The 22,278-nt window shown below is 61.2% G+C and carries 24 protein-coding genes and 1 riboswitch; of the genes, 12 read left to right on the plus strand and 12 right to left on the minus strand.

The window, feature by feature from the left end; genetic code table 11:
- The 3 genes from ACILSO_RS17435 to ACILSO_RS17445 all read right to left on the minus strand — a co-directional run.
- Positions 1-1,346: efflux RND transporter permease subunit (locus ACILSO_RS17435; RefSeq protein WP_395738720.1), on the minus strand; the 1,346-nt coding region annotated here is incomplete at its 3' end.
- Positions 1,343-2,359 carry an efflux RND transporter periplasmic adaptor subunit gene (locus ACILSO_RS17440; protein ID WP_395738721.1) on the minus strand — a complete coding sequence of 339 codons (1,017 nt, stop codon included), beginning with the start codon at positions 2,357-2,359 and terminating at the stop codon, positions 1,343-1,345. The genes ACILSO_RS17440 and ACILSO_RS17435, both read right to left, overlap by 4 nt.
- Before the next feature lie 70 nt (positions 2,360-2,429).
- Complete coding sequence (locus tag ACILSO_RS17445) at positions 2,430-2,636, minus strand: DUF2892 domain-containing protein (protein ID WP_395738722.1); 207 nt, start codon at positions 2,634-2,636, stop codon at positions 2,430-2,432.
- Positions 2,637-2,747: 111 nt separating this feature from the next.
- Here ACILSO_RS17445 and ACILSO_RS17450 point away from each other — a divergent pair, with 111 nt between their 5' ends.
- Genes ACILSO_RS17450 through ACILSO_RS17465 form a run of 4 tightly spaced genes read left to right on the plus strand, consistent with a single transcriptional unit; the run spans position 2,748 to position 4,740 of the window.
- Positions 2,748-3,098 carry an ArsR/SmtB family transcription factor gene (locus tag ACILSO_RS17450; protein WP_395738723.1) on the plus strand — a complete coding sequence of 117 codons (351 nt, stop codon included), beginning with the start codon at positions 2,748-2,750 and terminating at the stop codon, positions 3,096-3,098.
- 25 nt (positions 3,099-3,123) lie between these two features.
- The gene (locus ACILSO_RS17455) at positions 3,124-3,549 is read left to right on the plus strand and encodes a rhodanese-like domain-containing protein (RefSeq protein WP_395738724.1); all 426 of its coding nucleotides are present in this window, start codon (positions 3,124-3,126) and stop codon (positions 3,547-3,549) included.
- Positions 3,546-4,034: a DsrE family protein gene (locus tag ACILSO_RS17460; protein ID WP_395738725.1), complete on the plus strand. Its 489-nt coding sequence runs from the start codon at positions 3,546-3,548 to the stop codon at positions 4,032-4,034. The genes ACILSO_RS17455 and ACILSO_RS17460 overlap by 4 nt, the downstream gene beginning before the upstream one ends.
- Positions 4,035-4,059: 25 nt before the next feature.
- The gene (locus ACILSO_RS17465) at positions 4,060-4,740 is read left to right on the plus strand and encodes a class I SAM-dependent methyltransferase (RefSeq protein ID WP_395738726.1); all 681 of its coding nucleotides are present in this window, start codon (positions 4,060-4,062) and stop codon (positions 4,738-4,740) included.
- 4 nt (positions 4,741-4,744) lie between these two features.
- Here the strand turns inward: ACILSO_RS17465 and ACILSO_RS17470 are convergent, their stop codons facing one another.
- A complete protein-coding gene (locus ACILSO_RS17470; RefSeq protein WP_395738727.1) occupies positions 4,745-5,203 on the minus strand; it encodes a thioredoxin family protein in 459 nt (152 codons plus the stop codon).
- Between the two features lie 86 nt (positions 5,204-5,289).
- Between ACILSO_RS17470 and ACILSO_RS17475 the strand changes: the two genes are divergently transcribed.
- From ACILSO_RS17475 to ACILSO_RS17485, 3 genes are read left to right on the plus strand one after another with little or no spacing between them, the layout of a single operon-like run.
- Positions 5,290-6,519 carry an NAD(P)/FAD-dependent oxidoreductase gene (locus tag ACILSO_RS17475; RefSeq protein ID WP_395738728.1) on the plus strand — a complete coding sequence of 410 codons (1,230 nt, stop codon included), beginning with the start codon at positions 5,290-5,292 and terminating at the stop codon, positions 6,517-6,519.
- Between the two features lie 21 nt (positions 6,520-6,540).
- A complete protein-coding gene (locus tag ACILSO_RS17480) occupies positions 6,541-6,852 on the plus strand; it encodes a TusE/DsrC/DsvC family sulfur relay protein (RefSeq protein WP_184340353.1) in 312 nt (103 codons plus the stop codon).
- Between the two features lie 20 nt (positions 6,853-6,872).
- Positions 6,873-7,400, plus strand: coding sequence for a DsrE/DsrF/DrsH-like family protein (locus ACILSO_RS17485; protein WP_395738729.1), 528 nt, complete (start codon positions 6,873-6,875; stop codon positions 7,398-7,400).
- Between the two features lie 6 nt (positions 7,401-7,406).
- Here the strand turns inward: ACILSO_RS17485 and ACILSO_RS17490 are convergent, their stop codons facing one another.
- The 5 genes from ACILSO_RS17490 to ACILSO_RS17510 form a co-directional block, all read right to left on the minus strand.
- Complete coding sequence (locus tag ACILSO_RS17490; RefSeq protein ID WP_395738730.1) at positions 7,407-8,390, minus strand: cupin-like domain-containing protein; 984 nt, start codon at positions 8,388-8,390, stop codon at positions 7,407-7,409.
- Between the two features lie 11 nt (positions 8,391-8,401).
- Positions 8,402-9,178 carry a hypothetical protein gene (locus ACILSO_RS17495; RefSeq protein WP_395738731.1) on the minus strand — a complete coding sequence of 259 codons (777 nt, stop codon included), beginning with the start codon at positions 9,176-9,178 and terminating at the stop codon, positions 8,402-8,404.
- Complete coding sequence (locus ACILSO_RS17500; protein ID WP_395738732.1) at positions 9,175-9,753, minus strand: DedA family protein; 579 nt, start codon at positions 9,751-9,753, stop codon at positions 9,175-9,177. Before ACILSO_RS17500 ends, ACILSO_RS17495 begins: the two co-directional genes overlap by 4 nt.
- A gap of 6 nt (positions 9,754-9,759) precedes the next feature.
- The gene (locus ACILSO_RS17505; RefSeq protein WP_395738733.1) at positions 9,760-10,938 is read right to left on the minus strand and encodes an SDR family oxidoreductase; all 1,179 of its coding nucleotides are present in this window, start codon (positions 10,936-10,938) and stop codon (positions 9,760-9,762) included.
- Between the two features lie 448 nt (positions 10,939-11,386).
- Positions 11,387-12,130, minus strand: a complete 744-nt coding sequence (locus ACILSO_RS17510; RefSeq protein ID WP_395738734.1) for an ABC transporter ATP-binding protein — start codon at positions 12,128-12,130, stop codon at positions 11,387-11,389.
- A 95-nt stretch (positions 12,131-12,225) separates the two neighbouring features.
- Here ACILSO_RS17510 and ACILSO_RS17515 point away from each other — a divergent pair, with 95 nt between their 5' ends.
- From ACILSO_RS17515 to ACILSO_RS17530, 4 genes are read left to right on the plus strand one after another with little or no spacing between them, the layout of a single operon-like run.
- On the plus strand, positions 12,226-12,999 hold the full coding sequence (locus tag ACILSO_RS17515; RefSeq protein WP_395738735.1) for a metallophosphoesterase family protein: 774 nt from the start codon (positions 12,226-12,228) through the stop codon (positions 12,997-12,999).
- An 11-nt stretch (positions 13,000-13,010) separates the two neighbouring features.
- The gene (locus ACILSO_RS17520; RefSeq protein WP_395738736.1) at positions 13,011-14,615 is read left to right on the plus strand and encodes a hypothetical protein; all 1,605 of its coding nucleotides are present in this window, start codon (positions 13,011-13,013) and stop codon (positions 14,613-14,615) included.
- Entirely contained in the window at positions 14,615-15,724 is a 1,110-nt protein-coding gene (locus tag ACILSO_RS17525) for a hypothetical protein (protein WP_395738737.1), read from the plus strand. Before ACILSO_RS17520 ends, ACILSO_RS17525 begins: the two co-directional genes overlap by 1 nt.
- 13 nt (positions 15,725-15,737) lie before the next feature.
- On the plus strand, positions 15,738-16,313 hold the full coding sequence (locus ACILSO_RS17530) for a hypothetical protein (protein WP_395738738.1): 576 nt from the start codon (positions 15,738-15,740) through the stop codon (positions 16,311-16,313).
- A 66-nt stretch (positions 16,314-16,379) separates the two neighbouring features.
- On the opposite strand, the gene ACILSO_RS17535 is transcribed toward ACILSO_RS17530, so the two are convergent.
- The 3 genes from ACILSO_RS17535 to ACILSO_RS17545 form a co-directional block, all read right to left on the minus strand.
- Positions 16,380-17,192: a superoxide dismutase gene (locus ACILSO_RS17535; protein WP_395738739.1), complete on the minus strand. Its 813-nt coding sequence runs from the start codon at positions 17,190-17,192 to the stop codon at positions 16,380-16,382.
- Between the two features lie 76 nt (positions 17,193-17,268).
- The gene (locus ACILSO_RS17540; RefSeq protein ID WP_395738740.1) at positions 17,269-18,453 is read right to left on the minus strand and encodes a serine hydrolase domain-containing protein; all 1,185 of its coding nucleotides are present in this window, start codon (positions 18,451-18,453) and stop codon (positions 17,269-17,271) included.
- Positions 18,454-18,482: 29 nt separating this feature from the next.
- Positions 18,483-19,811, minus strand: a complete 1,329-nt coding sequence (locus ACILSO_RS17545) for a PEP-CTERM sorting domain-containing protein (protein ID WP_395738741.1) — start codon at positions 19,809-19,811, stop codon at positions 18,483-18,485.
- 286 nt (positions 19,812-20,097) lie between these two features.
- Positions 20,098-20,209: riboswitch (TPP riboswitch) on the plus strand.
- A 67-nt stretch (positions 20,210-20,276) separates the two neighbouring features.
- On the opposite strand from ACILSO_RS17545, the gene thiC reads away from it, so the two are divergent.
- Entirely contained in the window at positions 20,277-22,238 is a 1,962-nt protein-coding gene (gene thiC, locus ACILSO_RS17550) for a phosphomethylpyrimidine synthase ThiC (RefSeq protein ID WP_395738742.1), read from the plus strand.
- Positions 22,239-22,278: the final 40 nt, after the last annotated feature.

The raw sequence follows: 22,278 nt of genomic DNA on the forward strand, positions 1-22,278 counted from the left end.
TCTCCCACGGCCTCCACCGCGATGGTGGACCAGCTCCGCCCTTTGTTCTGCGGCAGGTGGAAATGACGCACGATGTTTTCCACCACCACGATGGCGTCGTCCACCAGGATGCCGATGCTGAAGATGAGCGCAAAGAGCGTGATGCGGTTAAGCGTGAAGCCGTAGAGGTAGAAGATGAGCAGCGTGAGCGCCAGCGTGGCCGGGATGGCCACCGCCACGATGCCGCTCTCCCGCCAGCCGAGCGTGAGCCAGATGAGAATGGCCACACTGAAAACCGCGATGCCCATGTGCAGCAGCAGTTCGTTGGATTTCTCCGCCGCAGTCTCGCCGTAGTTGCGCGTCACACTGACCTGCACATCGGCGGGAATGATCGTGCCTTTGAGCAGGTCCACTTTCTGCAGCACCTCGTCGGCCACGCTGATGGCGTTGGCGCCGGGGCGCTTGGCGATGCTGAGTGTGACGGCAGGCTCGTCGGCGCTTTTGCTGCCGTGAAAGACGTACTGCGTGGGCTCCTCGCCACCGCCGATGATTTCGGCCACTTCGCGCAGATACACGGGTCGTCCGCTGAAGACGCCGATGACCACATCTCCCACCTCGTGTGCGGTGCGCAGGAAGGCACCGGTCTCCACCAGCACCTCGTTGTTGCCCGTTGTCAGGCCGCCTGCGCGGAACTGGCGGTTGGCCTGCTGGAGCATGGGCACGAGGCCTGCGGGGCTGAGATTGCGCGAGGCGAGCTTCACAGGGTCCAGCATCACGCGCACGGCACGGCGGGAGCCGCCCAGCAGAGTGGTCTCCGCCACCAGCGGCACCTGCTTCACCGACTCCTCCACCTGCGAGGCCAGACGGCGCAGAGTGAGGTGATCATAACGCGCACTGTGGAAGGTCAGCGCCAGGATCGGCACGTCGTCGATGCTCTTGGGCTTGATGAGCGGCGGGGTGACGCCCATCGGGATGCGGTCAAAGTTTGAGCGCAGCTTTTCCGTGATTTTCACCAGGCTGCTTTCCGGGTCTTCGCCCACCTTGAAGCGCACGATGACGAGGCTCTCGCTGTCGCGCGAGGTGCTGTAGAGATACTCCACGCCGGGCACCTCCCAGAGCAGCTTTTCCATCGGGCGCGTGGCGCGCTCCTCGATCTCATTGGCAGAGGAGCCGGGCATGGACACCAGCACATCCACCATGGGCACCTTGATCTGCGGCTCCTCCTCGCGTGGCAGCAGCACCACGGCGGCAGCCCCGAGAATGACGGAGGCGATGACGACCAGCGGCGTCAGCTTGGAGTCCACAAACGCAGCGGCGATGCGGCCTGCGATGCCGAGGTGGGGGGAGTTGTCGGCGGGGGTGCTCATGGCTGGATCGTCACGGGTTGACCATCGGTAAGTTTGGCGGTGCCGTTGATCACGACCTGCTCCCCTTCCTCAAGACCGGAGAGGATCTCGATGCCGTCAGAGAGCACCTTGCCCGTCTTGACCAGACGCAGCAGCGCATGGCCATCCTTGGCCACAAAGAGCAGCTCCATCTGCCCGCGACGGATCACGCTGGCAGCGGGCACCACCAGCAGCTTGGTCTGCGCCACTGGCACGGCCACGCGGCCAAACTGGCCCGTGCGCAGGCCGTCGGCGGCAGGCAGGTCCAGCTTGACCAAAAACGTGCGGCTCACCGGATCAGCCACTGGGGCGATCTCGCTCACCACGGCCTCCAGCGGCTGCGGGAGTGTGGCGATGCGCACCTGCATTTTGGCGCTCATGCTCACGCGATCCAGCATGGCCTCGGGCAGGTCGGCTTCAAAGCGCAGTGAGGTGGGGGCCTCGATCTCCAGCAGCGGCTTGCCCGGCATGGCCAGGTCTCCCACGTCTGCCAGCTTGCGGGTGATCACGCCGTCAAACGGGGCCGTCACGCGGGCGTATCCCGCCATGGTTTCGGCCTCCGTCACGCTGGCGGTGGCCACCTTCACGCGCGCTTCGGCGGCGTCAAAATCCTGCCTCGTGGTGGCCTTGCTCTCGATGAGCTGCTTCTGGCGGGAGAAGTCGCTCTGCGCCTGCTCCAGCATGGCCTTGGCCTGATCCACCTTGGCCTGGATCTCTTGATTCTCCAGGCGTGCCAGGAGATCGCCCTTCTTCACTTTGGTGCCGGGGATGGCGGTGTATTCCAAAAGGCGGCCGCTGATCTTGGCCTCCACCATGGCGCGGAGTTTGGAGCGCACGGTGCCCACCACCTCTTCGGCGGCGGTGTGTGGCTGCAGTCGGGCCACCTGCACCCTGACCGTGGCTGCGGGCAGCGCGGCGGCCTCGTGGGTGGCTGCTTCATGCCTGCCGCAGGATGCCAGCAGCGGGAGTGCAGAGAGTAGGATCAAAGGTTTCATGGTGATCATAAGTCGGATGGAGCCTGCTGAGCCACACTTACGGCGGCAGATGAGGTAGCGCTTCCCACGTTTAGCGTTTTGCTGTGCAGGAATCTTTAAAGCCCAGCTTTCTGAAGATCGTCTCAGCCGGGCAGAAGCCGGTGAAAGCGGACTGCAGGAGATTGGCCGCCACAAAGGCGGCCAGCCAGATCCAGTTCGGATTCACGTAGCGGCTCAGGGCCAGGCTGAGGAGGATCAGGGTGCCGGCGAGGGCGCGGATGGCGTTTTCGAGCTTCATAAGGATGTTTTGATTCGGGTTTGACTTCGGAGACGGCTCAGTGAATAATCCATTATCAACTATATGAGTCTATACGCATATAGCAGATGCCTGCAAACCCTTTTTCAACTCATGCCTGCCGCACGCAAAAAAAACCTGCCGCCGGTTTCGGAGGAGGCGCTCGTCTTGATCGCCTCCTGGTTCCGAACCCTGGCCGAACCCAGCCGTCTCAAGATCCTGCGCGCCTTGGAGGAGGGCGAAAAGAACATCACTGAGCTCGTCGAGGCCACGGGCCTGACCCAGGCCAACGTCTCGCGCCATGTGCAGTCGCTGGTGGAAGCCGGCATGGTGGGCCGCCGCCGTGAGGGGCTGACCGCCATCTGCTTCATCGCCGACCCCACCATCACCGAGCTGTGCGACAACGTCTGCACGAACCTGCTCAAGCGCCTCTCCCAGCAGATGAAGAAGCTGGGCGGGGCCTGAGAGGGCCGCCTCGAACCTCAACTCCATGATCCTGCGCACCATGATGTGGACAATCATCACCCTCGCCATCGTAGTCGTCCTGTGGTTCTGGTATGAAGGGAGCTGGGACCGACGGCTCTTCTCCGCCGCGCCCGGCTGCACCTGCGCCAACCTCGACGCAGGGCAGGCAAATGCGTGGCTGCAGGCGCATCCTGAGACCCAGGTGCTGGACGTGCGCTCCTCCGGTGAATATGCCGACGGCGCCCTGCCAGGAGCCGTGAACATCTCCGTCGGCGATCCCGCTTTTGAGACCCGGGTGGCTACGCTCAGCAAGGACAAACCCGTGATGGTGTACTGCGCCGGCGGCTTCCGCAGCCGCAAGGCCGTGGCCGTGCTCAAAGAGCTCGGCTTCCGTAACATCCAGCACATCCACCGCGGCTATATGTCGTGGAAACCCGATGCCCAACCATGAAACGACTTTTCCTTCCCATCCTTCTCCTCACCGCCTCTGCAGCCACCTTCGCCGCCGAACCCGAGGTCATTCCCATTCAGGTGCGCGAAAACCTGCGCATCGTTTATCAGGTCACCGATGACGTGGCGCACGACGGCGTGAACAAGGGCCTCTTTTACGCCCGCAAGCTCATCAACACCTACGACAAGCAGGGCATCGCTGCCGACCAGGTGCACCTGCACCTCGTCTATCACGGCACCGGCATCGCCGCCGTGGTGAATGATGCGGCGCGCAAGCGCCTCGGTGTGGATGCGCCCAATCCCAACGCCGACATCCTCGCGGAGCTGATCCGGTGTGGCGTGCAGATCGAGCTATGTGAGAACACCATGCAGCAGAAAGGCGTGAAACCCGCCGAGCTGATGCCCGGCGTGAAGCTCGTGGTGGGCGCCTTCCCGCGCCTCGTCGATCTGCAGTTGCAGGGCTTTGCGTACATTAAGTTTGAGTAGGTGGTTCCAATCTTTTTTCATTTCCATGAAACCTCTCCGCTATCTCCTCCTTCCACTTCTTTCCACGCTGACCCTCGCCCAAGACGCGAGTGTCAAACCGGGCATCAATGACAAGTTTCTCGACCCCAACCTCAAGGTCGGCGAATGGACGCAGAAGTTTGAAACCGAAAGCCGCGAGATCTTCCACCAGCGCGAGAAGATCGTGGCGGCGGTGGGGCTGAAGCCGGGCAGGGCCATGGCGGACATCGGCGCGGGCACGGGGCTCTTCACCCTTCCCTTTGCGCAGGCGGTGGGGCCCAAGGGGCAAGTCTATGCGGTGGACATCGCCAAAAATTTCCTTTCCCACATCCAGGCCCGCGCTCTGCAGGCTCAGGCGTCCAACGTGACCACCGTGCAGTGCACGCCCCGCAGCGTGGAACTGCGAGAGAGCAGCATCGACCTCGCCTTTATCTGTGATGTGTACCATCACTTTGAGTTCCCGCAGGCCAGCCTCGCCAGCCTGCACAAGGCGCTGAAACCCGGCGGCGAACTGGTGCTCATCGACTTCAAGCGCATCCCCGGCGTGAGCAGCGACTTCGTCATGGGCCACGTGCGTGCCGGCCAGGAAGTGTTTGAAGCGGAAGTCACCGCCGCCGGCTTTGAAAAGATGGGCGAGGTGAAGGACGTGCTGAAGGAGAACTACTTCGTGCGGTTCAAGAGGAAGTGAGGCATCAACCCTGCCGTGCCCAGGCAAGCAGTCGCTCTGCTGGCTGGAAGCCGGAGGTCTGGGCGGCGAGACGGCCGCTCTTCACCAAAGCAAAGGCGGGGATACCCTGCACCCGGAACTGACCGGCGATGTCCTGATGCTCATCGGTGTTTACTTTGACGAGAACCGCCGTACCAGCGGCCATTGCGGCTGCTTTGGCAAACTCCGGCGCCATCATCTGGCAGGGGCCGCACCAAGGGGCCCAGAAGTCGATGACCACCGGCAGCGTGCTGCCTGAAACGAGCGCGGCAAAGCTGGCCGCGCTGTCGATCTCCACGGGCGCGGCAATGTGGGGCAGGTCCGACTTGCACGAGCCGCAGCGGCCCTGCTGGGCAACTTTGGCGTAAACGATGCGGTTGGCGGTGCCGCAGGCAGGGCACGGCAAAATGATGCCGCGTTCGTCGGCGGTCAGGTGAGAGTTCATAAATGACAATAAAGGGAGAACATTAAATATTGTATATACGCATACACGCATATAGATGGAATGCAACTCAACCCTTCCACAACTCCATGAGCAGACAGCTTCTCATCCTCGGTGGCGGCACCGCCGGCACCATCATGGCCAACAGCCTGCGCAGGAGGCTGCCAGCGCAGGAATGGGATATCACGTTGGTGGACCGCTCAGACAAGCACCTCTACCAGCCCGGCCTGCTCTTTCTGCCCTTCGGCCAGTATGAGGAGAGAGACATCATCCGCAGCACCCGCGACTTCATCCCGCAGGGCGTGGAGTTCATCCAGGCGGAGGTGGAGCAGATGGTGCCGGAGGATCATGAGGTAAAACTCAAAGACGGGCCCATCCTGCATTATGATCTGCTCATCGTGGCCACCGGATGCCGCACCGCCCCCGAAGAGACGGCAGGCATGCTGGGGCCTAAATGGCACGTGAACGTACACGACTTCTACACACTGGACGGCGCACGCGCGCTGCGCGGCTTTTTGCAGAACTTCGAGGGCGGACGCGTGGTGGTGCACATCAATGAGATGCCCATCAAATGCCCCGTGGCGCCGCTGGAGTTCACCTTTCTGGCGGACACCTTTTTCCGCGAACGCGGTATTCGCGACAAGGTCACACTGACCTACGTCACACCGCTCTCCGGCGCCTTCACCAAGCCCAAGGCTTCCAAGAAACTGGGCCACCTGCTGGGAGACAAGGGTGTGGATCTGGTGACGGACTTCGTCGCGGAAAAGATCGACCAGGAAAACAACAAGCTCGTGTGCTTTGACGGCCGCGAGGTGCCCTATGACCTCCTGGTCACCATTCCCACCAACATGGGCGACGAAGCCGTGCGCCGCTCCGCCCTCGGAGACGATCTGGATTTCATCGCCACAAACAAGCACACGCTGCAGTCCATCGAGTACAAGGACGTCTTCGTCATCGGAGATGCCACGAACCTCCCGGCCTCGAAGGCGGGATCGGTGGCGCACTTCGAAAGCGAAACCCTGGCGGACAACATCCTGCGCCACATCGCCGGAGAGCCGCTCAAGGAGGAGTTTGACGGCCACTCGAACTGCTTCATAGAGTCCGGCAACGGCAAGGCGCTGCTGATTGACTTTAACTACGAGTATGAGCCTCACGAAGGCGGCTTTCCCTTCGCATTCGGCCCCATGCGCCTGCTGGAGGAGAGCCGCGTGAACCACTGGGGCAAGCTGGCCTTCCGCCACATCTACTGGAACGTGCTGCTGCGCGCGTGGCCGCTGCCGGGCATCAGCCGGCAGAAAAAGAAACCCGTCGAATCTTGAAAATCACTCCGTACAACGATCATGAAAAAGAACATCGCAGGAACTGAAGTGGACGTGAACGAAGAGGGCTACCTCACCGACATGTCCCAATGGAACGAAGCCATCGCAGCCGCCATCGCCGCTGAGGAAGGCGTGGGTGCGCTGACGGACGCGCATATGAAAGTGGTGCGCTACCTGCGCGAGCAGCAGGCCAAGGGCGCCGCGCTGACCATCCGCAGCATGGGCAAGAGCGGCGTGGTGACCACGAAGGAACTCTACGATCTCTTTCCCGGCGGCCCGCTGAAGAAGTCCTCCAAGATTGCCGGCATCCCCAAGCCCGTCGGCTGCATTTAGACCTCCCACATTCCGCACTTATGAGCACTCCTGACGACAAACAACCGGTGAAGAAGATCTGCATCATCGTGAGCCGCGGCTCGCTGGACGGCATCTACCCGGCGCTGATCATGGCCAACGGCGCGCGCATGGAGGGCATCGAGGCCTCGCTGTTCTTCACCTTCTTTGGCCTCAACGGCCTGGCCAACAAGACGCTCGACCACATGAAGGTCTCCACCGTGGGCAATGCCGCGCTGAACATGGCCATGCCCATGCTCGGCATGCCGATGACGATGCCCTTCCCCACCTGGATGGGCGCGATTCCCGGCGTCTCCGCCTTTGCCACCCATCTCATGAACAAGGAGATGGAGAAGCTGGACATCCCGCCCGTGCGCGAATTCCTCGAACTCATCTCCGACTCCGGCGGCAAGATCTTCGCCTGCAAGCTAGCGATGGACATGTTCAAGCTGAAGAAGGAAGACCTCATGGACCGCGTGGACGGCGTGCTGACCGTGGGTCAGTTCTATGAGGAGTCAGCGGGCGCGGGCACGCATATTCTTTTTACGTGAGCAGAGTCAGACTTTGGCGCCTTTGGGGGCAGCTGTCATCTTGTGGCAGGTGCAGTTGCCCCAGCGATAGAGACGCATGCTGTGCAGCAGCGCTTTGAGCTCAGCCCTGCCACCGCCAATCAAAACTTCAGGCAGCGTCAGTCCAAAGACCGCGAGGCTCACGGACGGTTCCAGTGCGACAACACAATGCCAGGTCTGCTTGGGAACAAAAAGCGCGTCTCCTGCCTCCACGCGTGCATAGAGGCCTTTCGTTTTGGCAAAGTCCTCCCGCATTTGCGGCTGCTCCGCGAGCTTTGAAATGTTGATGTCGCTGAGAGTAGCACCCCAGTCGAACTTCTTGGAAGTGTGCATGTGCGGAGTGTTCTCCGGCGGGAAGAGCAGGAACTCTTTCACCCCAGCCACCTGGCAGAACCAGTTGTCCGGAAAGTCGTAGTGCAGGCCGGTGACGGTGTTTGAAGGACCGATGAAAACATACTGCCAGGTCATGCGCCAGCCGGGCCAGAGGGTGCGGATGGCAAAGTCCTTTTTCATTTCCGGGAACTCCCGCAAAATATCCCACTGAGCCAGGTAGATGCGATTCGGCGTGAAGCTCTGCAAATGGTCCCAGTTTAGGTGAAAGCGATCGCCTGGTTTGAGTCCTTTCCAGACACGATCCGGACATAGCCCCGTGTTTCCGTTCCACTCCGCACGAATCTTGCGCGCCAGCTCATCGAGCTCACGCAGGTAGGGAGCCACGGGAAGATCGAGCGGCTCTTTGGTCATGCCCTGCTCGACCAGTCCATTTTGGAAACTGGAGATGACTTCCGAGCCATCAGGCCGCTTGAGTTCTGCAAGCTTGGCAAAAGTCCATTTATCCCAGGCAGGCCAGGATTTCACCGCCCCCTTCACGAGCAGAGGTGTCTTGCGAGGCTGAAATCCACCCTGCCGCGCCAGGTCTGCTGCGGAGATGGTCTCGACCAGTTGGAATTCGGGACCTTGATAGTTGATCATGGTATCGCGAGTCAGTAGTTCCACAGCACCACCGGGAAGCTGTCTTTCACCTTCACATCCGACTTGGTGCGGAGAAGCTGCTCCAGTTGTTTCGCCCATTCGGTGATGGCAAAGTGTGCCTGCCCGGAGGGGAAGAACTCCTGGATAGGCAGGATCAAAACGGTCTTTCCTATCTCCTTGTCAGCAAACTCGAAAAAAGACTTCCCTGACTTTGGCTCAATCAAGCGCCCTTCAATGGCGATGAGCCCCCGCGTCCCTTTGAGAGTTACAGCAGCCACTCCGTCAAACGTGACCCAGTCCACGACTTCGCGCACGGTGAATCCCGTGTAAGTGTTTGGCACCCATTCCAGCAATGAAAGCTCGAGGGTCACGGCCTCCTTGTCAGGCTCGTCCACCACGGCAAAGCGTGGGTTCTTGGCATCCCGAAAGACCTGAATGAATTTTTTGCGGGTGTATTTTGCGAGCGAAGGCAGGTTGCGGTCACGGCGCCAGGAGCCGTATTCGATCTTCGGAATTATCCCCTCCATCGGCCGCACGTGGCTGTGCTGCACCGGAGCGATGTGGATTTTTTTGGCCTGCTCCAGAACCGCAGACATTTTTTTGTCCGGGTTCCACCAGTTTCCAAGAAACGGAGAGCGTTCGCGGACTTCCTTCAGATCCCCGGCGTGCTCCAGGAAAGCTGAGGGCTTGACCTCGACAGCAGCGACGACGCTTTTGGCGGTGCGGCAGGATGAAAGCGCCAGCAGCAACAACAAGCCTTTGAACAGGCGGCATACAACGGCGCTCACAGTGCGTCCTCCTTTTCCACGGCCCGGGCGGCACGTGCCGCGCGCCAGTGGAACAACAGCAGGATGACGCAGGCCAGCACGGCCAGCAGCCAGCCGCTATACTCATGGAATTTCTCCAGGAGAGGCTGGATGGACATGCCAAACAAATAGCCCACGCCAAGGAGAGTCCCGGACCACAGACCGGCAGAGAGAACATCCAGCACCAGAAAGCGCAGCGCCAGCAACCGTGTCATGCCCAAGGTGAAGGGCACGATCATGCTCAGGCCGGGAAAATACTGGAAGCTGAAAATGATCGCCGTCTGGTGGCCCTCCACTCTTCTGCGCACCGATTCAAAACGCGCCCGCATTCCCGGGAAGCGTTGCAGCACCCTGCCTCCCATCAGCCGTCCTGTGTAAAAACAGAACTGGTCCGAAATGACGGTGCCGAGCAGCGCGGCGAGCAAAGCCGCCACTGGCGGCAGCAGTCCCTGGCGGATGGCAAGACCTGCCACGAGCACGACACCCTCTCCTTCAAAAATGGTACCAATGACAAGAGCCAGCAGGCCATAGTCCTGGATAAAGCCCGAAGTGTTCATGCCGCCTCAGACAAAATCGATCATCGCCTGGGCGTAGATGTTTACCTCCTTGCAGGTCTCCAGGCAAACCGCCAGATAGTCTGAAAACTTTGGCGGTGGCGGAGCTCCTTCCTTTAGCAGTCGTGCATTGTCGAACGTGGCATTCAGCGCCGCAAATCCCCCGTAAAGCCGGATGGCCATCTGCATAAAGCGGCGATTGCATTCGCCGAAGATTTCGTGGAAGCTGGATTTGCGCGCAATCGCCTCTTCCACGGTTCCGCTGTAAAACGTCTTGTCCGCACCAGTGCCCGCCGACTTGACAAAGGCGGCGTCAATTTCCGCGAAAGTCGAGCTATGGGAGGGACCGGACCCCACGTGGTAAATGGAATGCTTGAGCTTTCGTGCGGCCACAAGGTGCAGCACAGCACGCGCGGCATAATCCACCGGCACGACATCGATCATGCCATCCAGAGGCGAAGTCGTCATGCGGAGCGCATGGCTCATGCGGAAGGCCCAGAAGATACTTCCGGAGGGGCGGCAGCCCAGCTTTGTGTGTCCGGCGATGATGGTCGGCCGAACAATGACGAACGGCAGCCCTTCCATCTCTTTCATCAACCGCCGCTCGGCCTCGGCCTTGCTTTCGGTATAAGGCACCAGGTGCTGGCCGTTGATGGTCAGGCTTACATCTTCATCCACGACGCTCGGCGGCTTGTCTCCGCAGATCATTGCCGTGCTGATGTGCATGAAGCGCTTCAAGCCCGAAGCCCGCTTCAGAAGGCGTGCGAACTCCAGCGTGCCGTCCACGTTCACGCGCCAGACGTTGGGATCTTTTCCAAAGGAGGTGATGCCTGCGCAGTTCACCACATGCGTCACGTTTTTCAACCTCTCGTCATGCCCAAAGGCACTCACGTTGGCAAGATCTCCACAGAGAATGTTCTCCACCGTCAGCTGCTCAAGCCGCGAGGAAGACACCTCAAACCGCTGCAGGGAGCGCTTGATACGTTCAAGCCCTTCCTCAGCGCTGGCCGCCCGCGCCATCAGAAGCAGCTTTCCTGGAAACACTGCATTCAGCAATTCTGCGACGACAGCCCCTCCCAAAAAGCCCGTCACGCCAGTGACCAAAAACACATCCGAGGTCACCACATGTGCCAGATTCGGGAAAGGCAGTGAAGCGGCGGGGCTTTCGACCCGTCCCTCGGATTCCATGACAACTGATTCAGCAAATGAAGTCTTCCGGCCATCTGCACGGCGCATGCCCGGGGTCACAGAGAAAGGGGTTCGGTAACGGCTGGCAGCCAAGGCGAGACCCAGGGAGTCTTTATCAAAAAGGGTGTCAGGAATCATGAAGGGGCCGCAAGAGATGGAGCATCGCGCTTGGTTTAAAGCACTCTAAAGGAAACAGAGGAATGGTTGCAGAGATCGATATGCAACGGGGTAAGCATACCTTGGGTATTCAAAGAAAAATAAGCCCTTTAACGCAAGCACAAATCTTTGAATTTCAATATTTTACACACTGTCTACAGCCTATTCACGAGCGGCGCTGAGCCAACACAAAGGCTTACCGAATGCCTATCGATTTCAATCGAATAACTATATCTTTATAAGATATTTTGTTATCAGAATAACATTTACCCACCATCACTTCCTGTAAAGCTTACCACTGCAAGCTGGACACCGCAGCGCGCTCGGCATTGCGGCTTTCCTTCACGATGTGGCCGTCGGACAGGTGCAGCACGCGGTCAGACATGGCGGCCATGGCTGCGTTGTGAGTGATGACGATGGTCAGGGTGCCGAGCTCGCGGTTGATGCGCTCAATGGCTTCCAGCACGGTGATGCCGGTGTTCACGTCCAGAGCGCCGGTGGGCTCGTCGCACAGAAGGACCTCGGGCTTTTTGGCGATGGCGCGGGCGATCGCCACGCGCTGCTGCTCGCCACCGCTGAGCTGGGAGGGGAAATGGTCCATGCGGTGGCTGAGGCCCACGCGGTCCAGCGCGTCCTCGGGTTTCATGGGGTCCGGGGCAATGTCGGTGATGAGAGCCACGTTCTCCCGCGCGGTAAGGCTAGGGATGAGATTGTAAAACTGGAAGACAAAGCCCACGCAGTTGCGGCGGAACTGCGTGAGGGTGCGTTCACCGCCACTGGAGAGGTCCCAGCCCTTATAACGGAGACTGCCCGAGGTGGGGATGTCCAATCCGCCGAGGATATTGAGCAGCGTGGACTTCCCACTGCCGGAGGCGCCGAGAAGCACCACCAGTTCCCCCGTGTGGAAGTCCAGATCCACTCCCTGCAGAGCCACCACGTTGAGGTCTCCGGTGTGGTAAACTTTCCGCAGGGCACGGGCCTCAAAAATCGGGGAGCCAAGTCCGGCAGGCTGCTGGGGGGAGATACTGGACTGCATGGAGCTGGGCATGCCGCCACTTTGCATGGCGAAAGTCATTGTGCCAACACGATGATCGGCAGTTGCGTCCGGCTCTCATCGCGCAAGAGTGATCGATGCCCATTTTGGTCAGCGACGACACCCCCGAGATTCATACCTCGAGGGTCCCACTTCCCACGCGTGAACGCAGCTGCGGACGCACGATGGTCATTGGCGACATTCATGGGTGCTCCACGGCGCTGGACCTCATGCTGGAGGAGCTGAACCCACAGAAGGATGACGTCCTGGTAACGCTGGGAGATTACGTGGATCGCGGCCCTGATACACGCGGGGTGATTCACCGGCTGCTGGAGCTGGAGACGCGCACGCAGCTTATTCCGCTGATCGGCAATCATGAAATCCTCATGCTGGACGCCCGCGCCAGCCTGGTGGACGCCACTTCCTGGTATGGCGTGGGGGGCAGGCAGACCATGCAATCCTATGGCTGCATGGACACTCCGGACTGGGAGTCCATCCCGCAGGAGCACTGGGATTTCCTGAGCCAGCGCCTGCGCCGCTGGCACACGAATGACACGCACATCTTCGCCCATGCCAACGTGAATGCCATGCTGCCGATGCCGGATCAAAGCGACGACTGGCTGTTCTGGCGGCGGTTTGACGACTCGCACCCGCATTTCTCCGGCAAAACATTGATCTGCGGGCACACGGCGCAGAAAAGCGGCCTGCCCCTCATTTTGCCGGGACGCATCTGCCTCGACACCTGGGCCTACGGGGAGGGCTGGCTCACCTCTCTGGTCACCGGCACGGAGACCCTGCTGCAGACCAATCAACGTGGCGAGACGCGGCGCTTCAGCTTTGACGAGGTGCGAATGCTGACTGAAAAAGCGTGATCTCTCCCGCCATGACTCGCGCGCGCTGGATTCTCTCTGCTGCCACCCTCTTCGCGCTCTGGCTGATCGGTGCGCTTGTGTGCATACCGCGACTTCAGGGTGATCTTCAAACAGCGACGGAAGAGGTGCTGGCCATGGAGCCGGCGCTGCAGAAGCGTCTGGGAAAGCTGCGCCTGGAAGCAGACGGCCAGGTGCTGCGCCTGAGCGGGAGTGTGCGCACGCCGCTGGACCGCGAGACGATCGAGACTGCGGTGAATGACCGGGTGCGGGTGTCCACGCCGCTTACTGGATTTCTCGGAAAGCACCTCAACCCCGTGAGCAACGTGCACAACGAGATCGAGGTAATCCCGTATCCGCCGGGCTGGATGCTGCTGGCCGCGCAGGGTTCACAAGCCCGGCTGCTGGGCAGCGCCGCCACTCCCTATGAAGCGCGAGATCTGGCGCGCAGTGTGCAGGAGAGCTGGAACACCCACGGCGGCACAGCGGAGGGCACGCCCGGAGCTGATGCAGAAAATCACGACGAAGCCGCCAGCGTCTCCGCCACGCTGCGCGGAGTGCCGCCCCCGCAGACCACGGTGCAGGCCCATCTGGTGCGCATAGGCCAGCCATGGAACGAACTCCCGCTCAGCAAAGGGGATGAGGAGCTTTATCTTGAAGCGCAAACCCTGGGTGTCAGTGAGACGGAGTGGCGGGAGCAGGTGCTGCCGGTTTTGAAAGATCTGCGGGCGGCCCTAAAAGAACAGAAGCTGAAGCAGAGCGAAGAAGAGCGCCTGGCACGGCTTGCGCCGGGGTATCTTTTCATCGCTGTGCGCGATCAGCAGATCATCATCAGGGGAGAAGTCGGCACTGAAGCGATGAAACAGGAGATGCTCGAAGACGCGCTGGCCACGTTTGCCCCGCGCCGTGTGCATGACGAGATCCGGGTGAGCGAGCAGCGCAGGCCTGACGGGGAATTTGGCCCCGTCACCACGGCGCTGCTGCCTGAAGGAAACAAAACCAAGGGGAAGTCATATTTTCTCGGTCTCAGCGGCGGAGCCTGGAAACCGGTGGACTGGCAGATCACAGCGAAGGAACAGGCGTGGAAGGACGAGCTGCCGGCCGGGCTGAAACCGAGGGCGCTGCAGGAGGACAGCGCCGTGCTGAGCACCTGGCTCGAGGGAGACAACTCCAATGCACCCGCGCCTTCCCAGCCCACGGAGCCTGCGTTCATGGCACTGGCCCTGTTTGGCGACCGCGCCATTCTCTCCGGTCAGGTGGCGGAAGAAGCCGTGCGGGCTCAATTTATTGCGGCAGCTCACAGTGCCTACGACGCTCGATTTTTGGTGATCAGCGACGATGTACATGTGCGTGGCGACTGTGAGCCATCCAGAGGCATCCTGCATACGGTCAAGGTCCTGCCACCGCCCCCGCCGGCGAACAGCGCCGGGCTTTTTGCCATCGCCAGACCGGGCGGCAACTGGACGCTTATTCCGGTGACACAGGAGCTTGTGGAGGCGGGAGGGCTCGCGAAATCCGGCGCGCTGCCCGCTGGCATTCCTGCCGCCGTCATTGAAAATATCACCGCCGAGACCCTTGAGCAGCTGCGCCTGCGTCCGGCCATTCCTGTATCCCGCTGATGTTCTCCTTCCTCTGGCTGCTGCTCTACCTCGCACCTCTGCTCGGCCTGACCGCCGCGCTGTTTGCGTGGTTTGGCTGGCAATGGCGTGGCTCCGACCTGCAGCAACGCATCTTGGAGCTGTCCCTCGATCTCGAAGCGGCCCGCAAAGACGGGCAGGAGCACGTGGAAACCGAATCCGAAAAGGCATCGTCCGAGGCGGCGTCTGCCGCAGCGGAACCTGCTGCGACCGCGCAAGCGGTGGAGAAACCCGCCGAAGTGAAAGCGGAGCCTTCGCACGATGCACGTGCCGAGGAACTCAATGCCCTGAGGGCAGGCTTGCGGGACGCAGAAAGCGCCGCGCAGGCGGCTGCGATCCTGCGCGAGGATGAGAAGGCGAAGGCCAATGAGGCGAGGCTGGCGCTGGAAACAGAAGCAGCGCGGCTGCTGGACGCGCTGGACCAGCTTCGAGCGGACCATGCCGCCGCAGTGGCAGAATTAGCCCTCCTGCGCAGTGCAGCGCCTCTCGTGGACACGCCCGCGGAAGCACCTGCGGACGAAAGCAGCCTGCCGGCGAAATCAAAACGCAAACGCAGTGCTCCCGCAAAACCAAAGGCGCCCGCGGCAGCCACGGCTACCCTGCGCGAAATCACCTCCACCCTTGAGGGTCAGCTGGCGGCGTACCAGTCCAGCCTTTCAGCATTGACTCAGGAGAGAGACGACTGGCAGCGACGCATCGCCAAACTCGAAGACAAGGCGCCACCAGATCCCGCCGGCCTGGGACTGGCGCGCCGGAGTTTTGCGGACAGTGAAAAGCGACTGGCGACCGCCCAGGCGGAGATTGAGCGTCTGCAAAATCAGACGCGGGTGCTGCACCGCGTGGAGGCGCAGGCCGAGGCTCTTGGCGGGGTGCCTGATGATGACCTGACGCAGATCAAGGGCATCAAAAAAGTCATCAGCGAGCAGCTGCGGGCCCACGGGATCCGGACGTGGCGGCAGATTGCCCAATGGAATGATGATGAGCAGCGTGCTTTCAGCGAACTGCTGGCATTCAAAAACCGTGCCACGCGCGAACAATGGCAGGAGCAGGCGCGTGCGCTGCACGATGCCGCTCATGGTCCCTCTGCCTGATTTCCCCCACTGCATGTCTTTTCTCCCAAGCCTTCGTTCACTGCTGCTGATCCCTCTTTTCCTCGCCTCCTGCGCCAACCCTGGAACTCCTGAAAAACGCCAGGAGCAGGCACGCCGCATGAGCCAGGATCTTCAGAAACTGGCTCCGACGGTGAATGCGCGTGAGGCTGACAAGCTGGCGCTGACGGCCATCGAAGAATCGGCCAAAATGTCCGCGGACTTCAAACCCTTCGTCCATCCCTGGATGAACAACGGGCTGGTCAACATGGGTCTGCGCAAGCGCGGCCTGTGCTACCAGTGGCGGGATGATCTTTTTCCGCATCTGTTTCGCCTGAATCTCAAGACGATGGATCTGCACCTCGTCGTTTCCCGCGCTGACACCGTGCGTCAGCATCACGGCATTGTGGTGACTGCCAAGGGCCAGCGCTACGAAGACGGACTGGTGGTGGACCCCTGGCGGAATGGCGGCCGGCTGTGGTGGGGCCTAATGAAAGATGACAAGAGTCATCCATGGAAGCTGCTGCCCTGGGAAAAGACACCCATGGTGCTGCGGCCGCTGCTGATGCCGGATTTGTATCCGACGAGGTAGGCTCTTGAGGGCTGCAATTCGTTAAGCAGCGCTGCCCAGAGCGAGCTGAAGCTCTCAACTACTTTCTCACACCCGTACTTTATTAGTGACCACGGTGTAGGTGCGAGCCACGAACTTCCAGTTCACGACGTTCCACCACGCCTCGATGTATTTTTTGCGGTCATTCCGATACTTGAGGTAGTAAGAGTGCTCCCAAAGATCGAGGCAAAGAATGAAGCGTCCGCGCTGCCCTAGCTCCACGATGTCTGTCATCAACGGATTGTCCTCATTGCGCGTGGTGGTGATGACCAGTTTGCCATCGGGGCGGTAAACTAGAAAGGCCCAGCCTGAGCCGAAGTGCTTGAGCGCGGCTTCGGTGAAGGCAGTTTTAAATTCGTTGATGCCGCCGAAGTCGCGAATGATTGCCTCTGCCACCTTGCCTTCTGGTCCGGCAGGGCCGGAACCGGCGGGAGCAAGGAACCGCCAGAAGGCGGTGTGATTGATATGCGCGCCGCCATAGACTCGGATGTCGTGCTGCGTTTCTGCGGAGAGAGTTTGCGGAGGGCCGCCCATCCGCACCACGCTTTTGCGAGGATCGGTTGGCAGCACCAGATCGCGCAGATTCGGCATCAAGGAGGTAAGGTTTCCGATGCTGAGATTCAGCGGATGCAGGGTGGCGCTCAGTTTGTCGAAGATCTCGCCGTGGTGCCTGGTGTAGTGCAGCTTCAGTGTGGCTGCGTCGAGATACGGCTCCAAGGCATCGAACTCAAAGGCGAGCGGCTCCTGCCGCATGGGGATGCCCAAAGAAGCAACAATCTCCTCTTCTGCAGCACTGAGCACACCCGCCACCGAGATGCAGCTGGCAGAAAGAAAAGTGCGTCGGGTGAGTAGGTGTTTCATCAGGGCAGACGGCAAAGTTTAATCAAGAATCGACTGAATGCGCAAGCAGGAACCACGCCGCGAGTGCAAATGAATTTCATGGCTTGGCTTTCTTCCCTGCGGGTACCGCGACGACTTTGATGGCCGCAGCTTCCATCACCAGATGCTGAAAAGCATCCTTAGGCTTGCCACTGTCTGGCACCAAGACGTTTTGCACCATATACACCGTGACGATTTTGCTCTGAGGATCGATGCAGCCGTTCGTGGCAAAGGCGCCACCGTGGCCGAAGCTGCCCACGGGCATCTGGGAGTTCACGCGCTGCGTCTGGGTGTTCACCTGCCAGCCGCAGGCGTAGTTGAGCTGCTTGCCACCTGCGGTGACGGGCGTGGTCATGTCGCGCACGGATTTTTCGGTGAGGATGCGTGTGCCGTCCAGTTCGCCGCCGTTGGCGATCATGGCATAGAAGCGGCCCATGTCGGCTGCGGTGGAGAAGAGACCGCCTGCGGGTTCGGGCATGTGAGTGACGCTGGCATCGCTGGTGACAAAGGGATTGTAGCCGGGCACGAGTTCATGGGTCTCGTCGTCCATTTTATAGGTGCGTGCGATGCGGACTCGGTGGGCGTCGTCTGGATTGAACATGGTGTCCTTCATGCCCAGGGGAGCGAAGATTTTGGCCTGAAGGAAGGCTTCATACTTCATGCCTGAAGCAAGTTCGATGATGCGGCCGGCCACGGTGGGGCCGAAGCCGTACTCGTAGGAGCTGCCGGGCTGGAAGGCGAGCGGGGTCTTGAGGAGGGAGGCCACGTAGGCTTTCAGGGAGATGGCTCCGTCCGAAGGAGTGCGGCGTGGAAAGGCGATGCCTGCGGTGTGGCTAAGCAGCATGCGCAGGGTGATGGGCTTCTCCGGCGCGCTGCCATTGGCCAGCTTCACTTTAGCCAGTTCGGGCAGCCATTTGGAGGCGGGTTCATCGAGGGAGAGCTTGCCCTCATCGACCAGCACCATGACGGCGGTGCCGTTGATGGATTTCGTCATGGAGGCGATCCAGAAGAGCGCGTCTTTTTCCATTGCGCGGCCTTTGGCGATATCGGCCATTCCTGCGGCATCGTGGTGGACGACTTTGCCATTTTCCATCACCAGGGTGACGATGCCGGCGGCCTGCTTGGCCTTCACGGCCTCCTCCATGGCGGGATGGATGGCGGCGAGCTTGGTGGCATCGAGCGCAGGGAGCAGCGCGGGAAAGAGAAGGAGGGCGGAGGCGACGACGAATGCGGCGGGATTCATCGCGACACAACGTCGCTGCATCACACCATCTAGCGGCGTCTGCGTGAGCCGAGAAAAAACATGCCGCCGAGCATGACGAGGACGACGCCGGCGGGTTCGGGGACCACGGCGAAATTGTTGGAAAGGACGTAGTTTGCCACGTCGGCGCCGAGGGCCTGGCCGTCGGTGACGGAGGTCTGGAACTGGGTGCCGCCATAGACGCCGCTCATGGCGGCCTCGTGTGCCGCCTGGCTGAAGCTGGTGAAATTGCGCGTGAGGTCGATGCTGCCATCGCCATTGATGTCGCTGCCGAGGCTGAAGGACACGTTGTCGCCGAGGTAGGAGGCGAGCACGACCGCGGCGGCTTCGCTGATGGTGGCGCCGAGGGAGACGTACTCAGGGAGCGAGGGGGACTTGATCAGGGGTGCCCAGAAGGAATCCACCGCGGTGCTCGCATTGCTATCGATGTCGCCATTGGCGATGGCTGTCTCGGGACGCCAGAACTGGGTGTCGTAACTGGTGGCCATGGCGGCGGTGCTGGCATCTGCCATGGCCACATTGAGCGTGGCCAGCAGGCGGGCGGAGTCGGTGACGCTCAAGCCTGCATTGGCGGCGACGGTCTGGGCGATCTGATTCCACATGCCGGTCATTTTGACGGTGCCGTCTCCGGCGGCCCAGAAGTAGGCCTGATTGGTCTGGTCCGAGGTGCGGGTGAGGCTGAAGGCGGAGCCGAGGTCCTTCACTTGATTGTAGTCCGCGGCATACTGGCTGGACTGCAGGTAGGTGGACACGGAGCCGCCCGGCAGAGCGCCCATGTAGCTGCCGGTGCCGGGAATGGCGAAGGTGCCCACGCTGCCCCAGCCAGGGAGCATGGCGCCCGCTGCGGAGGTTTGCTGCCAGTAACCGACGGTGCCCACCGGGGTGTAAGGGGTGCTGGCAGCGGCGGCGGAGCCATCGGTGGCGCGCCAGTTGAGGAGATTGTTCGCGACGGTGATGCCCCAGTTGATGCCGTCCGTTTTGGCCTGGCTGTCGGCGATGGCGCCGAGCTGAGCATTGTAAAGGCTGGTGGCATTGCTGCTGGAGCCCGGGTAGAGGCTCTGCATGACGGTATTGGCCGCGGCGATCATGGCGGCCTGGTAGTCCGCGCCCGCCGGTCCGGCGTCCGGTGCGGGGTAGGCGCCATAGCCGTAGGGGTTATACACTCCCTGAATGCTCTGGCCCGCATTGTAAATGGAGGCTTGGAGGATCGCCAGATCGTGGGCCACCATGGGGTCCTCCGTGGTGGTCATCGAGGTCAGCGCGAGTGCATTCCAGTCCGAGACGAGATCCGCGCGCGCTGCCGTGACCGTGGTCAGAAGCAGGGCGGAACAGGCCAGCAAGCGGGTGAAATGGGGGGTAAAACGCAGCATCGACTGATAAAACATCTAAGTTTATTATAATTTTCATAGTTTACCAACCACTTTCTGGGGGTTTTCCTCCGAGGGGGGCCTAGCGCGGTGATGGGGGACGATTTCCTCGGGGCGAGTTCGGAGGGCCGTGTCCCCTTCCCTTTCTCCCCCTGTCTAAGTGAGCGGCGGCGAACTGGCGCGAGTCGCGGCAATCTCCGGGACGGGGTCCACTTCCCCTTGACCTTCGCCCGGCCAGCCGGACTATCCGGGGCACATATCATCACGACAGGGGCGTCCCGCCGCAGGGACTGAGACAGGCCTTCCTCGGCCCGAACCCTCCGAACCTGATGCGGGTCATGCCGCCGAAGGGAGTTCGCTCGGAGGTTCATCTCAGTTTCTGGCCGCGTGCAGCGCCCTGTTTGAAACTTTAAATCCAAACCGAAACTCCGACCCGCCATGATCGCCACGCAAGATTCCTTTGAGCCGCATTCTTCCGACCAGCTCCCCGCCTCCACCCGTGTGTATGTGCAGGGGCAGATCCATCCGGAGGTGCAGGTGCCCATGCGCGAGATCACGCTTTCGCCGACGAAGGCCTTCAATGGCCGCATCGAGGAAAACGCCGCCGTGCGTGTCTATGACACCTCCGGCCCCTGGGGCGACCCGGATTACAAAGGCACCGTGGAAGAAGGCCTCCCTGCCCTGCGCAAAAGCTGGATCCTCGCCCGCAATGACGTGGAAGCCTACGAAGGCCGCGCCATCGAGCCGCGCGACAACGGCTACCTCACCGCGAACCACGCCGAATACGCCGCCGCCAAGCGCGAAGGCATCCTCAGCCCCCTGAAGGCCCCCATCAATGCCCAGCGCCAGCCGCTCAAGGCGAAGGAGGGCAAGGTAGTGACGCAGCTCGCCTATGCCAAGGCGGGCATCATCACCCCGGAGATGGAATTCATCGCCATCCGCGAAAACATGAAGCGCGCGAAGATCGCCGACTTCACCACGGACATTGTTCGCAATGATTTGGACAAGCAGCACGTGGGCTCCTCCCAGGTGCAGAACGAGTACACGCCGGGCATCTTCAAGCGCTTCCCACAGCGCATCCCGAACGAGATCACGGCTGAGTTTGTGCGCAGCGAAGTGGCCGCAGGCCGCGCCATCATTCCCGCGAACATCAACCACCCCGAGCTGGAGCCGATGATCATCGGCCGCAATTTCCTGGTGAAGATCAATGCCAACATCGGCAACAGCGCCGTGGCTTCCAGCATCGAGGAAGAGGTGGAGAAAATGCGCTGGGCCACCCAAGGCGCGGACACCGTGATGGACCTTTCCACCGGCAAGAACATCCACGCCACGCGCGAGTGGATCCTGCGCAACAGCCCCGTGCCCATCGGCACCGTGCCGATTTATCAGGCCCTGGAAAAGGTCAATGGCAAGGCCGAGGACCTCACCTGGGAGCTCTTCCGCGACACGCTCATCGAGCAGGCGGAGCAGGGCGTCGACTACTTCACCATCCACGCCGGCGTGCTGCTGCGCTTTGTGCCCATGACCGCAAGCCGCATGACGGGCATCGTCCCCCGCGGGGGCTCCATCATGGCCAAGTGGTGCCTGGCCCACCACAAGGAAAACTTCCTCTACACCCACTGGGACGACATCTGCGACATCATGGCCGCCTACGACGTCTCCTTCTCCATCGGCGATGGTCTGCGCCCCGGCTCCATTGCGGACGCCAATGACAAGGCGCAGTTTGGCGAACTCGAAGTGCAGGGAGAGCTGACCAAGCGCGCCTGGGCCAAGGGCGTGCAGGTCATGAACGAAGGCCCCGGCCACGTGCCCATGCACATGATTGAGGAAAACATGGCCAAGCAGCTCGAATGGTGCCACGAGGCCCCCTTCTACACCCTCGGGCCCCTCACCACCGACATCGCTCCCGGCTACGACCACATCACCAGCGGCATCGGTGCCGCCATGATCGGCTGGTACGGCTGCGCCATGCTCTGCTACGTGACGCCGAAGGAACACCTCGGCCTGCCCAACAAGGAAGACGTCAAAGCCGGCGTCATCACGTACAAGCTCGCCGCCCACGCCGCCGACCTCGCCAAAGGCCACCCCGGCGCGCAGTATCGCGACAACGCCCTCAGCAAAGCCCGCTTCGAGTTCCGCTGGGAAGACCAGTTCAATCTCAGCCTCGACCCAGTCACCGCCCGCTCCTTCCACGACGAAACCCTCCCCCAGGAAGGCGCCAAGTCCGCCCACTTCTGCTCCATGTGCGGCCCCCACTTCTGCAGCATGAAGATCACCGAAGACGTCCGCAAGTATGCGGCCGAACAGGCGATCTCCGAGGAGGAAGCCCTCGCCAAGGGAATGGCGGAGAAGAGCAAGGAGTTCGTGGAGGCGGGCGCGGAGGTGTATTCTAAAGCATGAGGCCAAGGGCAGTGTGCCAAAGAACCTGACAACCACTTAG

The organism is Prosthecobacter sp. (genome assembly GCF_044226605.1).
GTDB lineage: Bacteria > Verrucomicrobiota > Verrucomicrobiia > Verrucomicrobiales > Verrucomicrobiaceae > Prosthecobacter.